This window comes from Cellulomonas xylanilytica (genome assembly GCF_007989805.1).
GTDB lineage: Bacteria > Actinomycetota > Actinomycetes > Actinomycetales > Cellulomonadaceae > Cellulomonas > Cellulomonas xylanilytica.
In genome coordinates this window covers 1-19,993 of sequence record NZ_BJUB01000011.1, presented here as the reverse complement: position 1 = coordinate 19,993, position 19,993 = coordinate 1, and the positions used below count along the sequence as shown (strand labels likewise).

Genomic DNA, 19,993 nt, shown 5'->3' with positions numbered 1-19,993 from the left:
CCCCCCATGACGCACTCCGATGTCGTGGTCGTCGGCGCGGGCCTCGCCGGCCTCGTCGCCACCGCCGAGCTGGTCGCCGCCGGCCGCCGGGTCACCCTGCTGGACGCCGAGCCGGCCGCGAGCCTGGGCGGGCAGGCGTTCTGGTCGTTCGGTGGCCTGTTCCTCGTCGACTCCCCCGAGCAGCGCCGCCTGGGCGTGAAGGACTCCGCGGAGCTGGCGCTGGCCGACTGGTTCGGGTCCGCCGACTTCGCCGACGACGGCTCGGACCGCTGGGGCCGCGCGTGGGCCGAGGGGTTCGTCGAGTTCGCCGCCGGTGACCTGCGGTCCTGGCTGCACGCGAAGGGCGTGCGCTGGTTCCCTCTGGTCCAGTGGGCCGAGCGCGGCGGGTACCTGGCCGACGGCCACGGGAACTCCGTCCCCCGGTTCCACGTCACGTGGGGCACCGGTCCGGGCATCCTCGAGCCCTTCGTCCGCGCGCTGCTCGACGCCCGCCGCGACGGCCTGGTCGACGTGCGGTTCCGGCACCGCGTGACCGGCCTGGTGACCACGGACGGCCGGGTCACCGGCGTCCGGGGCGACGTGCTGGTGCCGGACGCCGCCGAGCGCGCGGTGCCCAGCTCGCGCTCCGTCCAGGAGCCGTTCGAGCTGTCCGCGAGCGCGGTCGTCATCGCGACGGGCGGCATCGGTGCCGACCACGACCTGGTGCGCGCGACCTGGCCCGCGTCGGCCGGCCGGATGCCTGCCCGCATGCTGTCGGGCGTCCCCGACCACGTCGACGGGTCCGGCATCGTCGCCGCGAAGGCGTCGGGCGCGGCGGTCGTGCACGAGGACCGCATGTGGCACTACCCGGAGGGCATCACCAACCACTCCCCGGTGTGGTCGCAGCACGGCATCCGCATCCTGGCCGGTCCCAGCAGCCTGTGGCTCGACGCCGACGGCCACCGTCTGCCCGCCCCGCTGTTCCCCGGCTTCGACTCGCTCGGGTCGCTGCGGCACATCACCGGGCGTGGCGACGACCACTCCTGGTTCGTGCTCGACAAGACGATCCTGGGCTCCGAGTTCGCGCTGTCCGGCTCGGAGCAGAACCCGGACCTGACCGGCAAGGACGTGAAGCTGCTGCTGGAGCGAGTGAAGCCCGGCGCGGTCGGGCCGGTCGAGGCGTTCGCCGAGAGGTCCGACGAGTTCCTCTGGGCCGACACGCCCGCCGAGCTGGCCGCGAAGATGAACGCGCTGTCCGGCTCGAACCGGATCGACGCGGACGCCCTCGAGCGCACGATCGTGGCGCGGGACCGGCAGGTGGAGACCGGGCTGGGCAAGGACCCGCAGGTCGTGGCGACGGCGATGGCGCGGCGCTACGTCGTCGACAAGCTCATCCGTGTGGCCAAGCCCCACCGGCTGCTCGACCCCGAGCACGGTCCGCTGCTCGCGGTGCGGCTCTCCGTGCTCACCCGCAAGACGCTCGGCGGCCTGCACACCGACCTCGAGGGCCGCGTGCTGCGCCCCGACGGCGAGGTGCTGCCGGGGCTGTGGGCCGTGGGTGAGGCGGCGGGGTTCGGCGGCGGCGGTGTGCACGGCCACCGGGCCCTGGAGGGGACGTTCCTCGGCGGCTGCCTGTTCACCGGCCGCACGGTGGGCAGGGCCCTCGGCGGCTGAGCGCCCCGAGGCGACGGCAGCGTGACGCACGCCGCGGCGCTCCGGATGCCCCCGGGCTGGACCTACGGATAGGTTCGGGAGCGTGACGATTCGCCCCGTGCCGCTAGGCACCTCTGTCGGACGTATCCCCGTCGTCGACGTCTCCCCCGTGGCCGAGGCCGGCCGGTTCCCCGCCAAGGCCGTGGTCGGCGAAGCGGTCCCCGTGCGGGCCACCGTGTTCCGCGAGGGGCATGACGCCGTCGCCGCCACCGCGGTGCTCACCGACCCGTCGGGCGTCGACCGCGCGAGCGCCCGGATGGTCGACATCGCGCCCGGCCTGGACCGGTTCGAGGCCCGCCTGGTGCCGACGAGCACCGGTAACTGGACGTTCCGGGTCGAGGGCTGGTCGGACCCCTACGGCACGTGGGTGCACGACGCCACGATCAAGGTCGAGGCCGGCGTCGACGTGGAGCTGATGCTGGCCGAGGGCGCGCTGCTGCTCGAGCGGGCGGCCGCGCGCAAGGGTGCCGACGCGATGCCGCGCGAGGCCGAACGGGTGCTCAAGGAGGCGGTGATGGGGCTGCGCGACATCCGCGACACGCCCCAGGCCCGCCTGTCCGCCGGGCTGTCGGGCAAGGTCCACGAGGCCCTGGCGGCCCACCCGCTGCGCGAGCACGTCACCAGCTCGCCGTCGTACCCGCTGACGGTCGACCGGCCGCTCGCGCTCGCCGGCTCCTGGTACGAGCTGTTCCCCCGCTCGCAGGGCGCCAAGTACGACCCGGCGGCCGGGAAGTGGCAGTCCGGGACGCTGCGCACCGCCGCGCTCGACCTGCCCCGGATCGCGGGGATGGGGTTCGACGTCGTCTACCTGACGCCCGTCCACCCCATCGGTGAGACCCACCGCAAGGGCCCGAACAACTCGCTCTTCGCCGACCTGGGCGACCCGGGCTCCCCGTACGCCATCGGCTCGCCCGCGGGCGGGCACGACGCGATCGAGCCGACCCTGGGCACGTTCGAGGACTTCGACGCCTTCGTCGCGACGGCCCAGGAGCTGGGCATGGAGGTGGCGCTGGACATCGCGCTGCAGTGCTCCCCGGACCACCCGTGGGTGACGGAGCACCCGGAGTGGTTCACCACGCGGGCCGACGGGTCGATCGCGTACGCGGAGAACCCGCCGAAGAAGTACCAGGACATCTACCCGCTGAACTTCGACAACGACCCCGAGGGCATCTACACGGAGATCCGGCGGGTCCTGCAGGTGTGGATCGACCACGGGGTGACGCTGTTCCGCGTCGACAACCCGCACACCAAGCCCCTGGACTTCTGGGCGCGGATCCTGGAGTCGGTGCGCGAGGACCACCCCGAGGTGATCTTCCTGTCGGAGGCGTTCACGCGGCCGGCGATGATGCAGACCCTCGCGAAGATCGGGTTCCACCAGTCGTACACGTACTTCACGTGGCGGAACACGAAGGACGAGATCACCGAGTACCTCGAGGAGGTCTCGGGCGAGCAGGGCGCGTGGATGCGGCCCAGCTTCTGGCCGACGACGCACGACATCCTGCCGCCGTACCTGCAAGCCACGGGCGTGCGCGGCTTCGCCGTGCGGGCCGTGCTCGCCGCGCTGGGTGCACCGACCTGGGGCATCTACTCGGGCTACGAGCTGGTCGAGGACGTGCCGCGCCCGGGCGTGGACGAGCAGATCGACAACGAGAAGTACGAGTTCAAGCCCCGGGACTGGTCGAAGGCCGACGCCATCGGGATCAACCTGCTGCTCGGCCGGCTCAACGAGCTGCGGCACACGCACCCGGCGCTGCGCCAGCTGCGCAACCTGCGCGTGCTCCCGACGTCGGACGACGCGCTCGTCGCGTTCGCCAAGCACCTCGACGCCGAGCACTCCCCGACGGGCCGGGCGGACACGATCGTCGTCATCGTGAACCTCGACCCGTGGAACGCCCGCAGCGGCACGGTCGCCCTGGACCTGCACGCGTTCGGGCTGGACCCGGACCGCCCCGTCGTCGCGCACGACGTGCTGTCCGACGAGACGTACGAGTGGGGGCAGTCGGTGTTCGTCCGGCTCGACCCGATGGTCCGGGCGGCCCACGTGGTGAACCTGGTGGGCCTGTGACCGAGACGCCCACCACCGGCCGGCACGCCCGCGAGCCCGCGCCGACGACCGCGCAGATCGTGCTCCCCGGTCACCGCCAGCCCGCCATGCCGCACCCCGTCGAGAAGCCCGGCAGCCCGGCCGACGACCGTGAGTGGTACCGCACCGCGGTCTTCTACGAGGTCATGCTGCGCACGTTCTCCGACTCCTCGGGCCAGGGCAGCGGCGACCTGCGCGGTCTGATCAACCGGCTCGACTACCTGCAGTGGCTCGGCATCGACTGCCTGTGGCTGCCGCCGTTCTACCCGAGCCCCCTGCGCGACGGCGGCTACGACGTCGCCGACTACACCGCGATCGCCGGGCAGTACGGCACCATGGCGGACTTCACCGAGCTCATCGAGCAGGTGCACGCGCGCGGGATGCGCATCGTCGTCGACCTGGTGATGAACCACACCAGCGACCAGCACCCGTGGTTCCAGGCGTCGCGCTCCGACCCCGAGGGCCCGTACGGCGACTTCTACGTGTGGAGCGACGACAACACCCGCTACCAGGACGCGCGGATCATCTTCGTCGACACGGAGACGTCCAACTGGACGTTCGACCCCGTGCGGCGCCAGTACTTCTGGCACCGGTTCTTCGGCCACCAGCCGGACCTGAACTTCGAGAACCCGCGCGTCGTCGAGGCGATGATGGACGTCGGCCGGTTCTGGCTGGGCATCGGCGTCGACGGGTTCCGGCTGGACGCGGTGCCGTACCTGTTCGAGGCCGAGGGCACCAACTGCGAGAACCTCCCCGAGACGCACGCGTTCCTGCGCAAGGTCCGCGCGATGATCGACGAGGAGTTCCCGGGCCGGATCATGCTGGCCGAGGCCAACCAGTGGCCCGAGGACGTCGTGCACTACTTCGGCACCGAGGAGGAGCCGGAGTGCCACATGTGCTTCCACTTCCCCGTGATGCCGCGGATCTACTACTCCATCCGGGACCAGAAGGCGACGAGCATCGTCGACATCCTGGCCGACACCCCGCCCATCCCGGACAACGGCGCCCACTGGAGCACGTTCCTGCGCAACCACGACGAGCTCACGCTCGAGATGGTCTCCACCGAGGAGCGCGCGTCGATGTACGGCTGGTACGCGCCGGACTCCCGCATGCGTGCGAACGTCGGGATCCGGCGCCGCCTCGCGCCGCTGCTGGACAACTCCCGCAAGGAGATCGAGCTCGCGCACGCGCTCCTGCTGTCGCTGCCCGGCAGCCCGTGCCTGTACTACGGCGACGAGATCGGCATGGGCGACAACATCTGGCTGCCCGACCGGGACGCCGTGCGCACGCCGATGCAGTGGACCCCGGACCGCAACGCCGGATTCTCCACCGCCGACCCCGGCAAGCTGTACCTGCCGCTCGTGCAGTCGCTGGTGCACCACTTCAGCCACACGAACGTCGAGGCGCAGCTCGCGCAGCCGACGTCGCTGCTGCACTGGGTGCGCGGCATGCTGACCGTCCGCCGGCAGCACCCCGCCCTGGGCGCCGGCACGTTCGACATCCTGCCCTGCGACAACGAGTCGGTCCTCGCGTTCGTCCGGCGCACCGCCGACGAGACGATCCTCGTCGTGGCCAACATGGCCTCCACCGCGCGTGCGGCCACGGTCACGCTGCCGGACCACGCCGGCTGGTCGGTGCACGACGTGTTCGGCGGTGCCCCGTTCGTCCCGGTGCGCGCCGACGGCACCGCGTCGTTCACGCTCGGGTCGCGCGACTTCTACTGGCTGGAGCTGACCGCGCCGTGACCCTGACCGCCCGCCCGTCCCCCGACGACGCACGTCTGCTCGACGTGCTGCGCGACTGGCTGCCGACCCGCCGCTGGTTCCCGGCGAAGGGACAGGTGGCGGAGCTGTCGGCCGTGGCGTCGTTCCGGCTCGCACCGGACGTGACCGTGCTGCTGGTGCGGGCCCGCGCGGGGTCGATCGACGCCGTCCTGCAGGTGCCGCTCGTCCTGACGGACGGTGCGCACGACGACGCGATCGGCGTCCTCGACGACCGCGCCGTCCTGGACGGAGCGGGGCACCCAGAGTTCCTGCGGGCATGGCTCGCGGTCGCGGACGGCCCCGGTGCCGACGTGGACGTGTGGTCCGCCCGGGTGGTCTCCGGCGAGCAGTCCAACACCTCCGTGATCCTGCCGGGATCCCGGCCGGGCATCCTCAAGGTGCTGCGCGCCGTCGCGGCGGGCGAGAACCCCGACGTGGACGTCCCGCGCCACCTGGTCGCCGTGGGCTGGCAGCACGTCCCGGCGCCGCTGGCCTGGCTGCAGGGGCGCTGGCCGGGTCCCGACGGGGAGCTGGTCACGGGCTACCTCGGGGTGCTGGCCGCGTTCGTCGACGCGGCCGAGGACGGGTTCGAGCTGGCCTGCGCGTACGCGGCGCGGGGCGAGTCGTTCCGCGCGCCGGCCACCGACCTGGGTGCGGTCACGGCGTCGATGCACGCCGCGCTCGTGACCGCCTACGGCACCGACGCGTCGGAGCACGGACCCGAGGGGGTCGCGCGCGCCGTGGCCGCACGCTTCTCGTGGGCTCTGTCCGCCGTCCCGTCGTTGTCGCGGTTCACGGACGGGGTCGCGCAGGTCGTCGGCGAGGTCCGCGCCCTTCCGGCGGCTCCTGCGCGGCAGCGGGTGCACGGCGACCTGCACCTGGGTCAGGTGCTCCGGTCGCACGGCGCCTGGTTCATCATGGACTTCGAGGGTGAGCCCCTGGCACCCCTGGAGCAGCGCACGCGTCCCGACCTCGCGCTGCGCGACCTGGCGGGGCTGCTGCGGTCGGTGGACTACGCCGGGGCGGTCGGCGGGCTCACGGGGGCGCAGGCCGCGGACTGGACGTCGGACGCCCGCGCCGGGCTCCTGGCCGGCTACGGCGGCGGGGACCAGACGCTGCTGCGCGCGCTCGAGCTGGACAAGACGCTCTACGAGGCCGTGTACGAGTCCCGCAACCGCCCGACCTGGCTGCCGATCCCGGTCGCCGGGCTGGAGCGGCTAACCGGCGGTGACCTCGAGCGGTAGCTCCAGCGGCATCCGCACGCCCGCCTGGCGGGGCGCAAGCTCGCTCTGCAGCACCAGCGCCGCCGCGCCGACCGCGGCGGCCTCGGGCGCGTTCGAGGAGATCGTCACGCGCACCGGGTGGCTGCCGCGTGCGAAGAACGACTGCCCGAGCCGGCGCTCGATCTCCGGCAGGTACAGCGAGCCCGCGAGCGCGAACGCCGGCCCGGTGAGGATCACGAGCTCGAGGTCCAGCACGTTGGCCAAGGTCTGCGCCGCGACGCCGAGGTACCGCGACGACCGCTCGAGCAGCTGCAGGGGCAGGGCCTCGCCGCGGCTGGCGGCGCGGGCGAGCGCGCCGAAGTTCTCCGCGACGTTGCGGCCGGCCAGCTCCAGGCCCGCGTCACGGGCGGCGGCGACGACCGCCGCGGGCCCGGCGAGCACCTCGACGCAGCCGAGGTTGCCGCACCAGCAGACGGGACCGTCGAGGTCGACGCAGATGTGCCCGATCTCCCCCGCGTTCGAGCTGGAGCCGCGGTAGACGGTGCCGTCGACGATGATCCCGGCGCCGATGCCGGTGCCCATGTAGAGCGCGGCGAACGCGGAGCCGGTGGCGATCCCGCCGGACCAGTACTCGCCGATGGCGGCGGCCGTCGCGTCGTTGTCGAGGAGCACCGAGAGCCCGACGGCGTCCTCGAGGGCCGCGCCGAGCGGGAACTCGGCCCACCGCTGCATGACGGGCGGGGTGAGGGTCATGCCCGTGGACGAGGAGATCGGCCCCGGCGAGACGACGCCCAGCCCGAGGATCCGTGCGGGGTCGACGCCGACGCGCGTGATGGTCGTGCGGATCTCCGCGGCGATGCGCGCGACGACGGTGGCGGGGTCGTCGGACCCGGCGCCCGGTCGGCGCCAGCGCGCGACGATCGCACCGCCGAGGTTGGCGATGACGTACGTGATGCCGGCGTGGTCGAGGTGGACGCCGATGGCGTAGCGCGCCGACGGGTCCAGCTGCAGGAGCATCCGGGGCTTGCCGCCGGTGGACTCGGCGCGACCGACCTCGAGGACGAGCCCGTCGTCGATGAGCCGGCGCACCACCGTCGAGATGGTGGCCGCCGTCAGGCCCGTCGCACGCGTCAGCTCGACACGGCTGATCGTGCCGGCAGCCCGGATCAGATCCAGGATCGCCGACCGGCTGCTCGCGTGCGCGGCGCCGAGACCCGGCTGGGAGCCGCTCACCAGTCCTCCTCCGTGGGGTGTCCCCCTCGTCGCACACCATAACGATCTGGGTACGGCCCCCGTCTTGTAGGACACGCCCGTTGACTAACTTTGTTCACTTGCCTAAGAATGCCACGCGGAGCACAGTGCACTCGACCCCCGAGCCGCCGTGCCTCATCAGACCCAGGTCGGCACGCGGAGGTGCCGGCCCGAAGAGAGGATCAACGATGTTCCCTCAGAAGCGACGCACCCGGCTCATGGCGTTCGCGGCCGCCGGCTCGCTCCTCGCCCTCACGGCCTGCTCGTCGGGTGGCGGGAGCGCCGAGGCCAACGACGACGGCGAGCCCTCGGGCGAGATCACCGTCCTGACGTGGCGCACGGACCTGGTGGAGGACGGCACGTTCGACGAGTACGTCGAGACGTTCAAGGCCAAGTACCCCGACGTGACCGACGTCAAGGTCGAGGGCCTCACCGACTACGAGGGTGAGGTGAAGACGCGCATGAACACCGACAACTACGGCGACGTGCTCGCCATCCCCGGCTCGGTGACCCCGGACCAGTACGGCGACTTCTTCGAGCCGCTCGGCTCGCAGGAGGAGATCGGCGCCGAGTACCAGTGGATCAACGACAAGTCCTTCGAGGGCCAGTCGTACGGCATCCCCGTGGTCGGCAACGTCCAGGGCTTCGTCTACAACAAGCGCGTGTGGGAGGAGGCCGGGATCACGGAGTTCCCCGACACCCCCGAGGCGTTCCTCGAGGCGCTCCAGGCCATCAAGGACAACGGCGTCGAGGTCGCGCCGCTGTACACCAACTACAAGGACGGCTGGCCCCTGTCGCAGTGGGACGGCTGGCTCGGCGCGGTCAGCGCCGACCCCGACTGGAAGAACAAGATCGTCGAGTCCGACACCCCGTGGACCGAGGACAGCGACTACGGCGTGGTCGACGGCCTGATCTACGACGCCGTCGCGCAGGGCCTGACCGAGGCCGACCCGACGACCACCAACTGGGAGGAGTCCAAGCGTCTCCTCGGCACCGGTGAGGTCGCCACCATGGTCCTCGGCTCGTGGGCCATCCCGCAGATGGCGGCGGCGGCGGAGGCTGCCGGCGCGAGCGGTGAGGACATCGCGTACGCACCGACCCCGGTCAAGGTCGACGGCAAGTTCCACTCCGTCGCCGGCGGCGACTACAACCTCGGCATCAACGTGAACTCCGACAACAAGGCGACCGCGCGTGCGTGGATCGACTGGTTCAACCACGAGTCGGGCTTCTCCGAGTCGCAGGCCGGCCTGTCCCCCATCATCGACGGCCCGGTCCCCGCAGCCCTGGACAGCTTCGTCCAGGAGGTCGAGCTCATCACCCTGAACCCGGCGCCCGAGGGCAAGGAGTCGCTGTTCGCGGACATCGACACCGCGTCCGGCATCGTCACGACGGACCCGAAGTTCCGCCAGAAGAGCATCGACGACGCCCGCTCCGGCGCACGGACCAAGCAGCAGATCTTCGACGACCTGAACGCCCAGTGGGCCGAGGGCCGGGCCTCGGCCGGCTGAGGCACCTCCCATGACGACCGCTCCCTCGGGTCTGAGTGACCCGACGACGGCGGCCGCGCAGCAGTCCGACGCGGCCCGCACCCCCCGGCAGCCCCGGGGCGGTGCGGGTCGCGGCACCGCGTGGTACCGCCGGCTGACGCCCTACTACTTCCTGCTGATCCCCGTCGGGCTCCTGCTGCTCCTCACGTTCGTCCCCGTCCTCAACATGTTCTGGTACTCCGCGACGGACTGGGACGGGCTGGACAAGACCAAGAACGTCGTGGGCCTCGACAACTACGTCGAGGTGTTCACGGACCCGGACAACGTCCGCGTCTTCTACGTCTCGCTCTACTACTTCGCCGCGTCGTTCCTGCAGATGGCGATCGCGCTGTACTTCGCGACGATCCTGTCGTTCCGCACCCGGTTCAGGAACATGTGGAAGGGCATCCTGTTCTTCCCCTACCTGATCAACGGGGTCGCGATCGGGCTGATCTTCCTCAACTTCCTCAAGCCCGGCGGCGGCATCGACACGATCCTCATGGCGGCCGGGCTCGAGAGCCTGATCCAGCAGTGGACCGGGGATCCCGACATCGCGAACTTCTCGCTCGCCGGGGTGTCGGTCTGGCGCTACATGGGCCTGAACTTCGTGATGTTCCTCGGCGCCATCCAGTCGATCAACCCCGAGATCTACGAGGCGTCCGACCTCGACGGCGCCAACCGGTGGCACCAGTTCCGGTACATCATCCTGCCGTCGATCCGGCCCATCATCGGCCTGTCGCTCATCCTGGCGATCTCCGGGGCGCTGTCGGTGTTCGAGGTCCCGTTCGTCATGACGGGCGGCGCCAACGGCACGGAGACCTTCGTCATCCGCACGGTCTGGATGGCGTTCAACCGCAACCTCGTCGGCCTGGCGTCGGCGATGGCGGTGGTGCTCCTGCTCATCGTGCTGCTCGTGACCTGGATCCAGCGCAAGCTGATCCCCGAGGAGGAGGTGGACCTCACATGATCCGTACCGCTACCACCACGGCGAAGTACGTCTCGCTGGTCGTCGCCTCGATCGTGATGCTGCTGCCCCTGGGCCTCATCCTGTTCGGGTCCTTCAAGACGAGCCAGGAGTTCCTCTCGACCGGCCCGATGACGCTGCCCGCCGACTGGGGCAACATCGAGAACTACGTCACCGCGTTCACGCGCGGCAACATGCTCGCCGCGTTCGGCAACACCGTCTTCATCTTCGCCATGGCGATCGTCGGCACGATCCTCATCGGCGCCGCCACGGCGTACGCCCTCGACCGCTTCCGCTTCGCCGGACGCACCACGGTGCTGGCCCTGTTCCTCCTGGCGACGCTGGTCCCGGGTGTCACCACGCAGGTCGCGACGTTCCAGATCATCAACGGCCTGGGCCTCTACGACTCCCGGTTCGCGCTGATCCTGATCTTCATGGGCACGGACATCATCTCGATCTACATCTTCCTGCAGTTCATCCGGGCGATCCCCAAGTCGCTCGACGAGGCGGCGAAGATCGAGGGAGCCGGGCACCTGCGGATCTTCTTCCAGATCATCCTGCCCAACCTCAAGCCGGCGATCGCGACCGTCGTCATCATCAAGGGCATCGCGATCTACAACGAGTTCTACCTGCCGTTCCTCTACCTGCCCTCCAAGGAGCTGCGGCCGATCTCGACCACGCTGTTCGACTTCAAGGGCCCGTACGGCTCGCAGTGGGAGATCATCTCGGCCGGCGTGGTCATCACGATCATCCCGATCCTGGTGCTGTTCCTGTTCCTGCAGCGGTACATCTACAACGGGTTCACGTCGGGCGCGACCAAGTAGCCGGCGCCGAGGCGAGCGCACGGGAGGGGGCAGCCGCGCCGGCTGCCCCCTCCCGTCGTTCACACCCGCGTCGCCCGCACCAGCGCGATCCGCTCGGGCAGCTGCAGGGGCGTCTCGAGCCCCGCACCGGACAGCAGCCGGCCGGGCAGCCGCACGCCCTCGCCGGTCCACCACGCCGGTGCGTGGTCCACGACGTCGCCGGGAGCCTGGGGGCGCACGTCGTAGAGCGCGTCCGGGTCGAGGCCGGGCAGCGTCAGGCGTGGGAGCGACGTGCTCGTCGAGCGTCCCGTCATCGCGACGGCGTACAGCGCGTCGCCGCGGTCCTGCGCGACCACGCCGTGCACCGCCAGGACGGGGTCGACCACGTCGGCGTGCACGGCGGTCCCGCTGTGCAGCAGCGGCCGCAGGTCCTTGTACAGCGCGATCCAGGCGGCCAGGTCGGTGAGCTGCGCCTCGTCGGCCTCCTGGAGGTCCCACTCGACGCCGAGGTGCCCGAACAGCGCGGTCGCCGCCCGGAACGACAGGTCGTGCCGGCGACCGGTGCTGTGCGCCGTGCCGGAGCCGACGTGCGCACCGATCAGCTCGAGCGGGATCAGCAGGTTGGTCCACCGCTGGATCTGCTGGCGCTCGAACGCGTCGATGCAGTCGCTGGCCCACACGCGGTCGGTGCGCTGCAGGATCTCCAGGTCGACGCGGGCGCCGCCCGACGAGCAGGACTCGATCTCGACGCCGGGGTGCAGCGCGCGCAGCTCGTCGAGCAGCCGGTAGACGGCGAGCGTCTGCCCGTGCACGCCGGGGGCTCCCCCGTGCCCGGCGTCGACCAGGTCGCGGTTGTGGTCCCACTTGAGGTACCCGATCGGGTACTCGGTGAGCAGGGCGTCGAGGCGCTCGAGGATGTACGCGTACGCCTCGGGGACGGCGAGGTCCAGCACCTGCTGGTGGCGGGCCTCCCGCGGCAGCCGTGACGGCACCCGGAGCGTCCAGTCCGGGTGCGCGCGAGCGACGTCGGAGTCGGGGTTGACCATCTCGGGCTCCACCCAGAGGCCGAACTGCAGCCCCAGGCCGGTGACGTGCTCGACCAGCGGGTGCAGCCCCTGCGGCCACACGTCCGCGGACACGTACCAGTCGCCGAGCGCCCGGGTGTCGTCGCGACGGTCCCCGAACCACCCGTCGTCGAGCACGAACCGCTCGGCACCGACCGCGGCGGCGGCGTCCGCGAGCGCGGTGAGCCTGCCGAGGTCGTGCTGGAAGTACACGGCCTCCCAGGTGTTCAGCGTGACGGGGCGGGGCGTGCGCGGGTGCTGCGGCCGCGCCCGCATCCAGGCGTGGAACCGGCCGGAGAGCGCGTCGAGCCCGAGCCCCCACGACCCGTAGACCCAGGGGCTGGCGTACGACTCGCCACGGCCCAGCCGCACCTCCCCCGACCCCAGCAGCTCGCCGCCGCCGAGCAGCCCGGGGTGGTAGTGGCTGCGCTCGGCGAGCGAGCGGTGGTTGCCGGACCAGGCGGTGTGCAGCCCCCAGACCTCGCCCGTGCGGTTGGCGAAGCCGGCGGTCCCGGCGACGAGCACAAACGCGGCGTCGTAGCCGGTCCGGCCGCGCCGGTTCTCCCGCAGCCGCGTGCCGTGGGTGAAGGCCGTGCGCTGGGGGCTGCGCTCCCGCGCCCACCGGCCGGTGAAGTCGAGCAGCTCGGTCGCGACGGCGGGGACGGGCAGCGTGAGGAGCAGGGCGTCGAGGCTGTAGACGTCCTCGGAGTCGTTCGTCAGGGTCGCTCGCTGCCGGACGAGCCCCTGGGGCGTCAGCTCCAGCTCCAGCAGCAGCCCGAGCCGTGCGGCGTCGTCCGCCGCGTCGACCGTCAGGCGCTGCGTCCCGTCGTCGGTGGTGAGGACCTCGTGGGAGCGGACGGCGAACGCCGTCGAGAAGTCCTGCCCGGCGCGGCTGCCGACGAGCCCTGGCGTGCCGAGGAACCCGGCGGACTCCTGCGGCAGGACCGCCACCTCGACCGGGCCGTCGACCGGGTACCCGTGCGGGACGCCCTGCCAGCCGAGGCGGGCGGCATCGAGGCCGGCCGCGTCCAGGTCGCCGAGGTCACGGCCCCAGTGCAGGATCCGGGGCAGGGTCCCACCGCTGAGGTCCACGACGAGGCTGACCCCCTCGGCGCGCAGGTGCAGGACGTCGGGCGAGGGAGCAGCGGTGGTCACGGGAGGGCATCTCCTGGTCGGTCGGGGTGGATCGGTACAACGCTACGGCGCTGCGACATTGACTTACTTTATTCAGTTGTCTAACAATGGCTCCAGGGTACTTGCCAGATGATCGGCCCCTCCCCGGGAGCCGACGATGTACGTCGCGAGGATGCGGCGCACGCACGCCGGACCCCCGGACCCAGGAGCTCGACGATGAACACCCAGGACCTGTACGACGGCTGGACGCTGACCGCCGTCGCCGGCCCCGTCCCGACCGACCTCGACGTGCGCCGCGTCCGCGCCCGCGTCCCGGGCACCAGCCACACGGCGCTGCTCGAGGCGGGCCTCATCCCCGACCCGTACCTCGACCGCAACGAGGAGCACCTGGCGTGGATGAAGCGCGTCGACTGGGCGTACGAGAGCGACCTCGACCTCGCGCCGGCCGCTCCCGACGAGCGCGTCGACCTCGTCTTCGGCGGCATCGACACCGTCGCGACGATCACGTTCGACGGCCACGAGCTCGGCCGGACGGCCAACCAGCACCGGTCCTACCGCTTCGACGTGCGCGACCTGCTCCGGCCGACCACGCAGCGCCTGCGCGTCCTGCTGCAGTCCGCCCTCGTCCACGCCGAGGCCGAGGCCGTGCGGCTCGGACCGCGGCCGCTGGCGTACGAGCAGCCGTTCAACATGGTCCGCAAGATGGCCTGCTCGTTCGGCTGGGACTGGGGACCGGACCTGCAGACCGCAGGCCTGTGGCGGCCGGTGACCGTCGAGCGCTGGACGGTCGCCCGCCTCGCCGGCGTCCGGCCGCTCGTCACCGTCGACCCCGACGGGACCGGCCGCGTCGAGGTGCACACGACGATCGAGCGCTCCGGACTGGCGGGCGGCGACGCCCCGCTCACCGTGCACGCGCGGGTCGCCGGGGTCGACGCCACCGTGACGGTGCCCGGCGACGCGAGCTCGGCCGTCCTCGTCCTCGAGGTCCCGCACGCCCCGCTGTGGTGGCCCGTCGGCCACGGCGCGCAGCCGCTCTCGGAGCTCACGGTCGCCCTGCTCGGGCCCGACCCCGAGGAGCCGCTCGACACGTGGTCCCGCCGGATCGGTTTCCGCACGGTCGAGCTGGACACCGGGGCCGACGACCACGGGACCGCCTTCACGTTCCGGGTCAACGGCCGCCCGATCTTCGTCAAGGGCGCCAACTGGATCCCCGACGACCACCTCCTCACCCGCATCACCCGCGAGCGCCTGGCACACCGGCTGGACCAGGCGGTGGACGCCAACCTCAACCTCGTGCGCATCTGGGGCGGCGGCATCTACGAGTCCGAGGACTTCTACGACCTGTGCGACGAGCGCGGCCTGCTGGTGTGGCAGGACTTCCTGCTGGCCTGCGCGGCGTACCCGGAGGAGCAGCCGCTCTGGGACGAGCTCGAGGCGGAGGCCCGCGAGCACGTCGCCCGCCTGACCCCGCACCCCTCCCTCGTGCTCTGGAACGGTGGCAACGAGAACCTCTGGGGCTTCATGGACTGGGGCTGGCAGGAGGAGCTGCAGGGGCGGACCTGGGGCTTCCGCTACGCCACCGAGCTGCTGAAGGGCGTCGTCGCGGAGCTGGACCCCACCCGCCCGTACTCCGATGGCAGCCCGTACTCCCCCGGTGCCGCGCTCACCGAGGTCCACCCCAACGACCCCGACCACGGCACGTTCCACCAGTGGGAGGTTTGGAACCGCGTCGACTACCGCGTCTACGGCGACGACGTCCCCCGGTTCTGCTCGGAGTTCGGGTTCCAGGGTCCGCCGACGTGGGCCACCCTGACCCGCGCGGTCCACGCGGCCGACGGCGGTCCGCTGACCAAGGACGACCCGACCTTCCTGCTGCACCAGAAGGCCGAGGACGGCAACGGCAAGCTCGACCGCGGCATGGAGCCCCACCTCGGCGTCCCCGAGGACTTCGCCGACTGGCACTGGGCGGCCCAGCTGAACCAGGCGCGCGCCGTCCGGTTCGCCATCGAGCACTACCGGTCCTGGTGGCCGCGCACCGCCGGCGCCATCGTCTGGCAGCTCAACGACTGCTGGCCCGTCACCTCATGGGCCGCGATCGACGGCGACGAGCGCCCCAAGCCGCTCTGGTACGCGCTGCGGTCCGCGTACGCGTCCCGCCTGCTCACCGTCCAGCCGCGGGAGGGCCGCGAGGTGCTCGCGGTGGTCAACGAGACCCCGGTCATCTGGCAGGGCGTCGTCCGCCTCTCCCGTCAGCGGCTCGACGGGACCGTCCTCGCCGAGGAGGACCTCGCGCTCGCCGTCGGCGCCTGGTCCGTCGGCACGTTCGCCCTGCCGGCCACGATCGCGACGCCGTCGGACCCGACCCGCGAGGTGCTCGTCGTGCGGCTCGGCGCGCTGCAGACCGTCCACACCTGGGTCGAGGACGTCGACCTGGCGCTCGACCCGGACGCCCTACACGCCACGGTCTCCCCCGTGCAGGACGGCTACCGCGTGGACGTCCGCGCCACCTCCCTCGTCCGCGACGTCACGCTCCTCGTCGACCGGCTCGACCCCGACGCGGTCGTCGACACCGCGCTCGTCGACCTCCCGGCGGGCTCCAGCGCCGCCTTCCACGTGCGCACCCGCGGCACGTTCGACCCCGCCGCCCTGACCCGCGCCCCCGTGCTGCGCTCCGCCAACGACGTGGTGCTCCCCCGGCTCGGCGCACGTGACCTCACCCAGTCGACGGCCTGATCCCGGTCCCACCGCAGGTACGCTCGCGACCATGGCACATGGGCTCGACGCGGTGGGACTCGTCCTTGCTCGACCCGCCCGCATGCTCGGCTTCGAGCCGTTCTTCATGGAGCTCATCGGCGGCATCGAGGAGTCCCTCGCCGCCGAGGGACGGTCCCTGCTGCTGCACGTCGTCCCCGACCACGACGCGGAGATCCGCACGTACCGCCGCTGGGGCGAGGGCAAGCTCGTCGACGCGGTCGTGGTGGTCAACATCGCGCTCGAGGACGCCCGGCTCGAGGTGCTCGGCGAGCTCGGCATCCCGACGGTGATCGTCGGCGGCCCGAGCCCGAACCTGCCGTTCGCCAACGTGTGGATCGACAACGCCCAGGCCATGCGCACCGCGGTGACCCACCTGGTCGGTCTGGGCCACCGCCGCCTGGCCCGCGTCAGCGGCCCGCGCCACCTCGCGCACACCCAGGCGCGGACGGACGCGTTCATGGGTGAGTGCGCCCGTCTCGGTGCCCACGGCGCGGTCGTCGAGGGTGACTACGGCGAGGAGTCCGGCACCCGTGCCACCCGGGCGCTGCTCGGCCGCGGCAGTCCCCCGTCGGCGATCATCTACGACAACGACGTCATGGCCGTCGCCGGGCTCGGTGTGGCCCACGAGATGGACGTCGCCGTGCCCGAGCGTCTGTCGCTCCTGGCCTGGGACGACTCCGCGCTGTGCCGGCTGTCCCACCCCGCCCTGTCGGCCATGAGCCTCGACGTGCACGCCATGGGCGTGCAGGTCGCCGACTGCGTGCTCAATCTCCTCGCCTCCGGGACCGTCCGCTCCTACACCGCGCCGCTGCCCCGGCTCGTCGCGCGCGGCACCACGACCACCGCACCGACCGCCGACGGCTGAGGCGCAGGTCACCCCGAGGACCGTCCTGCGCGGAACCTCCACGGGTGGTTGGGTAGGGACATGAGCCCGGCCGCCCCCTCTCCGGTTCCCGTCGACCACGACACCCTGCGAACCGTCGCGCACGGCGCGTACTACGCGCCGCACGACGTCCTCGGCCCGCACGTCGGGGGTGGTGGCGTCACCGTCCGCACCCTGCGACCCCTCGCCGAGTCGGTGGTCGTCGTCACGTCGTCGTCCCGGGTCGCGGCACGCCACGAGCAGGACGGCATCTGGGTCGCGGTCCTGCCCGGCGACGACGTCCCCGACTACCGCATCGAGGTGACGTACGACGGGCACACCACCACCGTCGACGACCCGTACCGCTTCCTGCCGACCGTCCAAGAGCTGGACCGCCACCTGGTGCGCGAGGGCCGGCACGAGCAGCTCTGGACCGTCCTCGGCGCCAACGTCCGCACCTACCCCGGCGAGCTGGGCGAGGTCAGCGGCACGTCGTTCGCCGTCTGGGCCCCGAACGCCCGCGCCGTGCGCGTCGTCGGTGACTTCAACTACTGGCAGGGCGCGTCCCACGCCATGCGTTCCCTCGGGGACAGCGGCGTCTGGGAGGTCTTCGCCCCCGAGGTCGGCGCCGGCGCCCGCTACAAGTTCGAGGTCCTCGGCAGCGACGGCTCGTGGCGGCAGAAGGCCGACCCGCTGGCGCAGGGCACCGAGGTGCCGCCCGCGACGGCCTCCGTGGTCGTGGAGTCGCGCTACCGCTGGACCGACGACGCCTGGCTCGCCGCCCGCGCTGCGCGTGACCCGCACACCGCTCCCATGAGCGTGTACGAGGTCCACCTCGGCTCCTGGCGGGCGGGGCTGTCCTACCGGGACCTCGCCCACCAGCTGACCGAGCACGTCGTCTCGCTCGGCTTCACCCACGTGGAGCTGCTGCCCGTCGCCGAGCACCCGTTCGGTGGCTCGTGGGGCTACCAGGTGTCGTCGTACTTCGCCCCGACCTCCCGGTTCGGGCACCCGGACGACTTCCGCTACCTCGTCGACACGCTCCACAAGGCCGGGGTCGGCGTCATCGTCGACTGGGTCCCCGCCCACTTCCCCAAGGACGAGTGGTCCCTCGCGCAGTTCGACGGCACCCCGCTCTACGAGCACCCCGACCCGCTGCTCGGCGAGCATCCGGACTGGGGCACGTACGTCTTCAACTTCGGCCGCTCCGAGGTCCGCAACTTCCTCGTCGCCAACGCCACCTACTGGCTCGAGGAGTTCCACGTCGACGGCCTGCGGGTCGACGCCGTCGCCTCGATGCTCTACCTCGACTACTCGCGCAAGCCCGGCCAGTGGCGACCCAACCAGTACGGCGGCCGCGAGAACCTGGACGCCATCTCGTTCCTGCAGGAGGCCAACGCCACGGCCTACCGGCGCACCCCCGGCATCATGATGATCGCCGAGGAGTCCACCGCGTGGCCCGGCGTGACCGCCCCCACCGACGCCAACGGTCTCGGGTTCGGCCTGAAGTGGAACATGGGCTGGATGAACGACACCCTGCGCTACCTGGCCGAGCAACCGGTCCACCGGCGCTACCACCACAACGAGATCACCTTCTCGATGGTCTACGCCTACTCCGAGCGGTTCGTGCTGCCCATCAGCCACGACGAGGTCGTGCACGGCAAGGGGTCCCTCTACGAGCGCATGCCCGGCGACCACTGGCAGAAGCTCGCCGGCGTCCGCCTCCTGCTCGGCTACCAGTGGACCCACCCCGGCAAGCAGCTGCTCTTCATGGGCAGCGAGTTCGCGCAGCAGACCGAGTGGGCCGAGTCGCGCTCCCTCGACTGGCACGCCCTCGACGACCCCGCCCACCAGGGCGTCATGCGCTCGGTGGCGGACCTCAACCGCGTCTACCGGGACACGCCCGCTCTCTGGCAGCTCGACCACTCCCCTGACGGGTTCGAGTGGATCGACTCCGACGACGCGTTCCGCAACACCCTCGCCTTCCTGCGCAAGGGGTACGACGCCCCTCCCGTCGCCGTGGTCATCAACTTCGCCGGCATCCCGCACGAGGGCTACCGTCTGGCGTTGCCGCGCGGCGGCCGGTGGCGCGAGATCTTCAACTCCGACGCCGAGGCGTACGGCGGCTCCGGCGTCGGCAACCTCGGTGAGATCGAGGCACTGCCCGAGCCGCACTACGGCCGCCCGTACTCCGCCTCGATCCGTGTCCCCCCGCTGGGGGTCGTCGTCTTCGAGGCCGGCTGACACTGGCCTGACGTGTCCCGCACGGCCGCGAACAGGAGAAGCCACACCGGCTCCCCTCCTGTTCCGTGTGCGAGCGCTACGGTCGACGCCATGGCGAGAGTGCTGGTCACGGGCATGTCCGGAGCAGGGAAGTCGACGCTGCTCGAGGCGCTGCGCCACCGCGGCCACCACACCGTCGACACCGACCTCGACGGGTGGGAGAGCTCGCCCGGCCAGTGGGATGAGCCCCGCATGGCCGGCCTGCTCGCCACGGAGCACGACGTCGTGGTCTCCGGGACGGTCGAGAACCAGGGGCTGTTCTACGACAGGTTCGAGCACGTCGTCCTGCTGACTGCGCCCCTGGACGTGCTGCTCGCGCGCGTCGCGACCAGAACCACCAACCCCTACGGCAGAACGCCGGCGGATCGCGCGGAGATCAGAGAGTACGTACGGACGGTGGAACCACTCCTCCGGCAGGGCGCGACGCTGGTCCTGGACGGTCGGCAACCCGTCGGCGAGCTGGCCGACATCGTCGGGGCCATGCTCACGGAACACTGACACGCAGGCACGAACCAATCGTTTCAGGCGTTGCGGCACATGCCTTCCGAGACCTGAGAAGCAGTCCAGAAAACAGAAAGAGCCACCCCCTAA

At 71.7% G+C, this 19,993-nt stretch carries 13 protein-coding genes; 11 read left to right on the top strand and 2 right to left on the bottom strand.

All coding sequences use genetic code 11. The annotated features are described in order from the left end of the window. The first annotated feature begins 6 nt into the window (after nucleotides 1-6). The 4 genes from CXY01_RS16300 (at nucleotide 7) to CXY01_RS16285 (ending at nucleotide 6,782) form a co-directional block, all read left to right on the top strand. The gene (locus CXY01_RS16300) at nucleotides 7-1,653 is read left to right on the top strand and encodes an FAD-binding dehydrogenase (RefSeq protein ID WP_146929252.1); all 1,647 of its coding nucleotides are present in this window, start codon (nucleotides 7-9) and stop codon (nucleotides 1,651-1,653) included. Between the two features lie 82 nt (nucleotides 1,654-1,735). Then, nucleotides 1,736-3,757 carry an alpha-1,4-glucan--maltose-1-phosphate maltosyltransferase gene (locus tag CXY01_RS16295; RefSeq protein WP_146929249.1) on the top strand — a complete coding sequence of 674 codons (2,022 nt, stop codon included), beginning with the start codon at nucleotides 1,736-1,738 and terminating at the stop codon, nucleotides 3,755-3,757. An 86-nt stretch (nucleotides 3,758-3,843) separates the two neighbouring features. Next, complete coding sequence (treS, locus tag CXY01_RS16290) at nucleotides 3,844-5,520, top strand: maltose alpha-D-glucosyltransferase (protein ID WP_146929687.1); 1,677 nt, start codon at nucleotides 3,844-3,846, stop codon at nucleotides 5,518-5,520. Continuing rightward, nucleotides 5,517-6,782 (top strand): maltokinase N-terminal cap-like domain-containing protein, encoded by a 1,266-nt coding sequence (locus CXY01_RS16285; RefSeq protein ID WP_146929246.1) that lies wholly within the window; start codon nucleotides 5,517-5,519, stop codon nucleotides 6,780-6,782. Before treS ends, CXY01_RS16285 begins: the two co-directional genes overlap by 4 nt. Here CXY01_RS16285 and CXY01_RS16280 read toward each other — a convergent pair. Further along, the gene (locus CXY01_RS16280; protein WP_146929243.1) at nucleotides 6,756-7,994 is read right to left on the bottom strand and encodes an ROK family transcriptional regulator; all 1,239 of its coding nucleotides are present in this window, start codon (nucleotides 7,992-7,994) and stop codon (nucleotides 6,756-6,758) included. The genes CXY01_RS16285 and CXY01_RS16280 overlap by 27 nt on opposite strands. Nucleotides 7,995-8,200: 206 nt before the next feature. Here CXY01_RS16280 and CXY01_RS16275 point away from each other — a divergent pair, with 206 nt between their 5' ends. From CXY01_RS16275 to CXY01_RS16265, 3 genes are read left to right on the top strand one after another with little or no spacing between them, the layout of a single operon-like run. Further along, nucleotides 8,201-9,520: an ABC transporter substrate-binding protein gene (locus CXY01_RS16275; protein WP_146929240.1), complete on the top strand. Its 1,320-nt coding sequence runs from the start codon at nucleotides 8,201-8,203 to the stop codon at nucleotides 9,518-9,520. A gap of 10 nt (nucleotides 9,521-9,530) precedes the next feature. Next, nucleotides 9,531-10,505, top strand: a complete 975-nt coding sequence (locus CXY01_RS16270; RefSeq protein ID WP_146929237.1) for a carbohydrate ABC transporter permease — start codon at nucleotides 9,531-9,533, stop codon at nucleotides 10,503-10,505. Beyond that, the gene (locus CXY01_RS16265) at nucleotides 10,502-11,326 is read left to right on the top strand and encodes a carbohydrate ABC transporter permease (RefSeq protein ID WP_146929234.1); all 825 of its coding nucleotides are present in this window, start codon (nucleotides 10,502-10,504) and stop codon (nucleotides 11,324-11,326) included. The genes CXY01_RS16270 and CXY01_RS16265 overlap by 4 nt, the downstream gene beginning before the upstream one ends. Before the next feature lie 59 nt (nucleotides 11,327-11,385). Here the strand turns inward: CXY01_RS16265 and CXY01_RS16260 are convergent, their stop codons facing one another. Beyond that, a complete protein-coding gene (locus CXY01_RS16260; RefSeq protein WP_146929231.1) occupies nucleotides 11,386-13,524 on the bottom strand; it encodes an alpha-galactosidase in 2,139 nt (712 codons plus the stop codon). Between the two features lie 195 nt (nucleotides 13,525-13,719). Here CXY01_RS16260 and CXY01_RS16255 point away from each other — a divergent pair, with 195 nt between their 5' ends. The 4 genes from CXY01_RS16255 (at nucleotide 13,720) to CXY01_RS16240 (ending at nucleotide 19,900) form a co-directional block, all read left to right on the top strand. After that, nucleotides 13,720-16,236 carry a glycoside hydrolase family 2 protein gene (locus CXY01_RS16255; protein ID WP_146929228.1) on the top strand — a complete coding sequence of 839 codons (2,517 nt, stop codon included), beginning with the start codon at nucleotides 13,720-13,722 and terminating at the stop codon, nucleotides 16,234-16,236. A 31-nt stretch (nucleotides 16,237-16,267) separates the two neighbouring features. Further along, on the top strand, nucleotides 16,268-17,122 hold the full coding sequence (locus tag CXY01_RS16250; protein WP_146929225.1) for a LacI family DNA-binding transcriptional regulator: 855 nt from the start codon (nucleotides 16,268-16,270) through the stop codon (nucleotides 17,120-17,122). Nucleotides 17,123-17,182: 60 nt separating this feature from the next. Then, the gene (gene glgB, locus CXY01_RS16245) at nucleotides 17,183-19,363 is read left to right on the top strand and encodes a 1,4-alpha-glucan branching protein GlgB (RefSeq protein WP_146929222.1); all 2,181 of its coding nucleotides are present in this window, start codon (nucleotides 17,183-17,185) and stop codon (nucleotides 19,361-19,363) included. Between the two features lie 90 nt (nucleotides 19,364-19,453). After that, nucleotides 19,454-19,900: an ATP-binding protein gene (locus tag CXY01_RS16240; protein ID WP_146929219.1), complete on the top strand. Its 447-nt coding sequence runs from the start codon at nucleotides 19,454-19,456 to the stop codon at nucleotides 19,898-19,900. The last annotated feature ends 93 nt before the right edge of the window (nucleotides 19,901-19,993 follow it).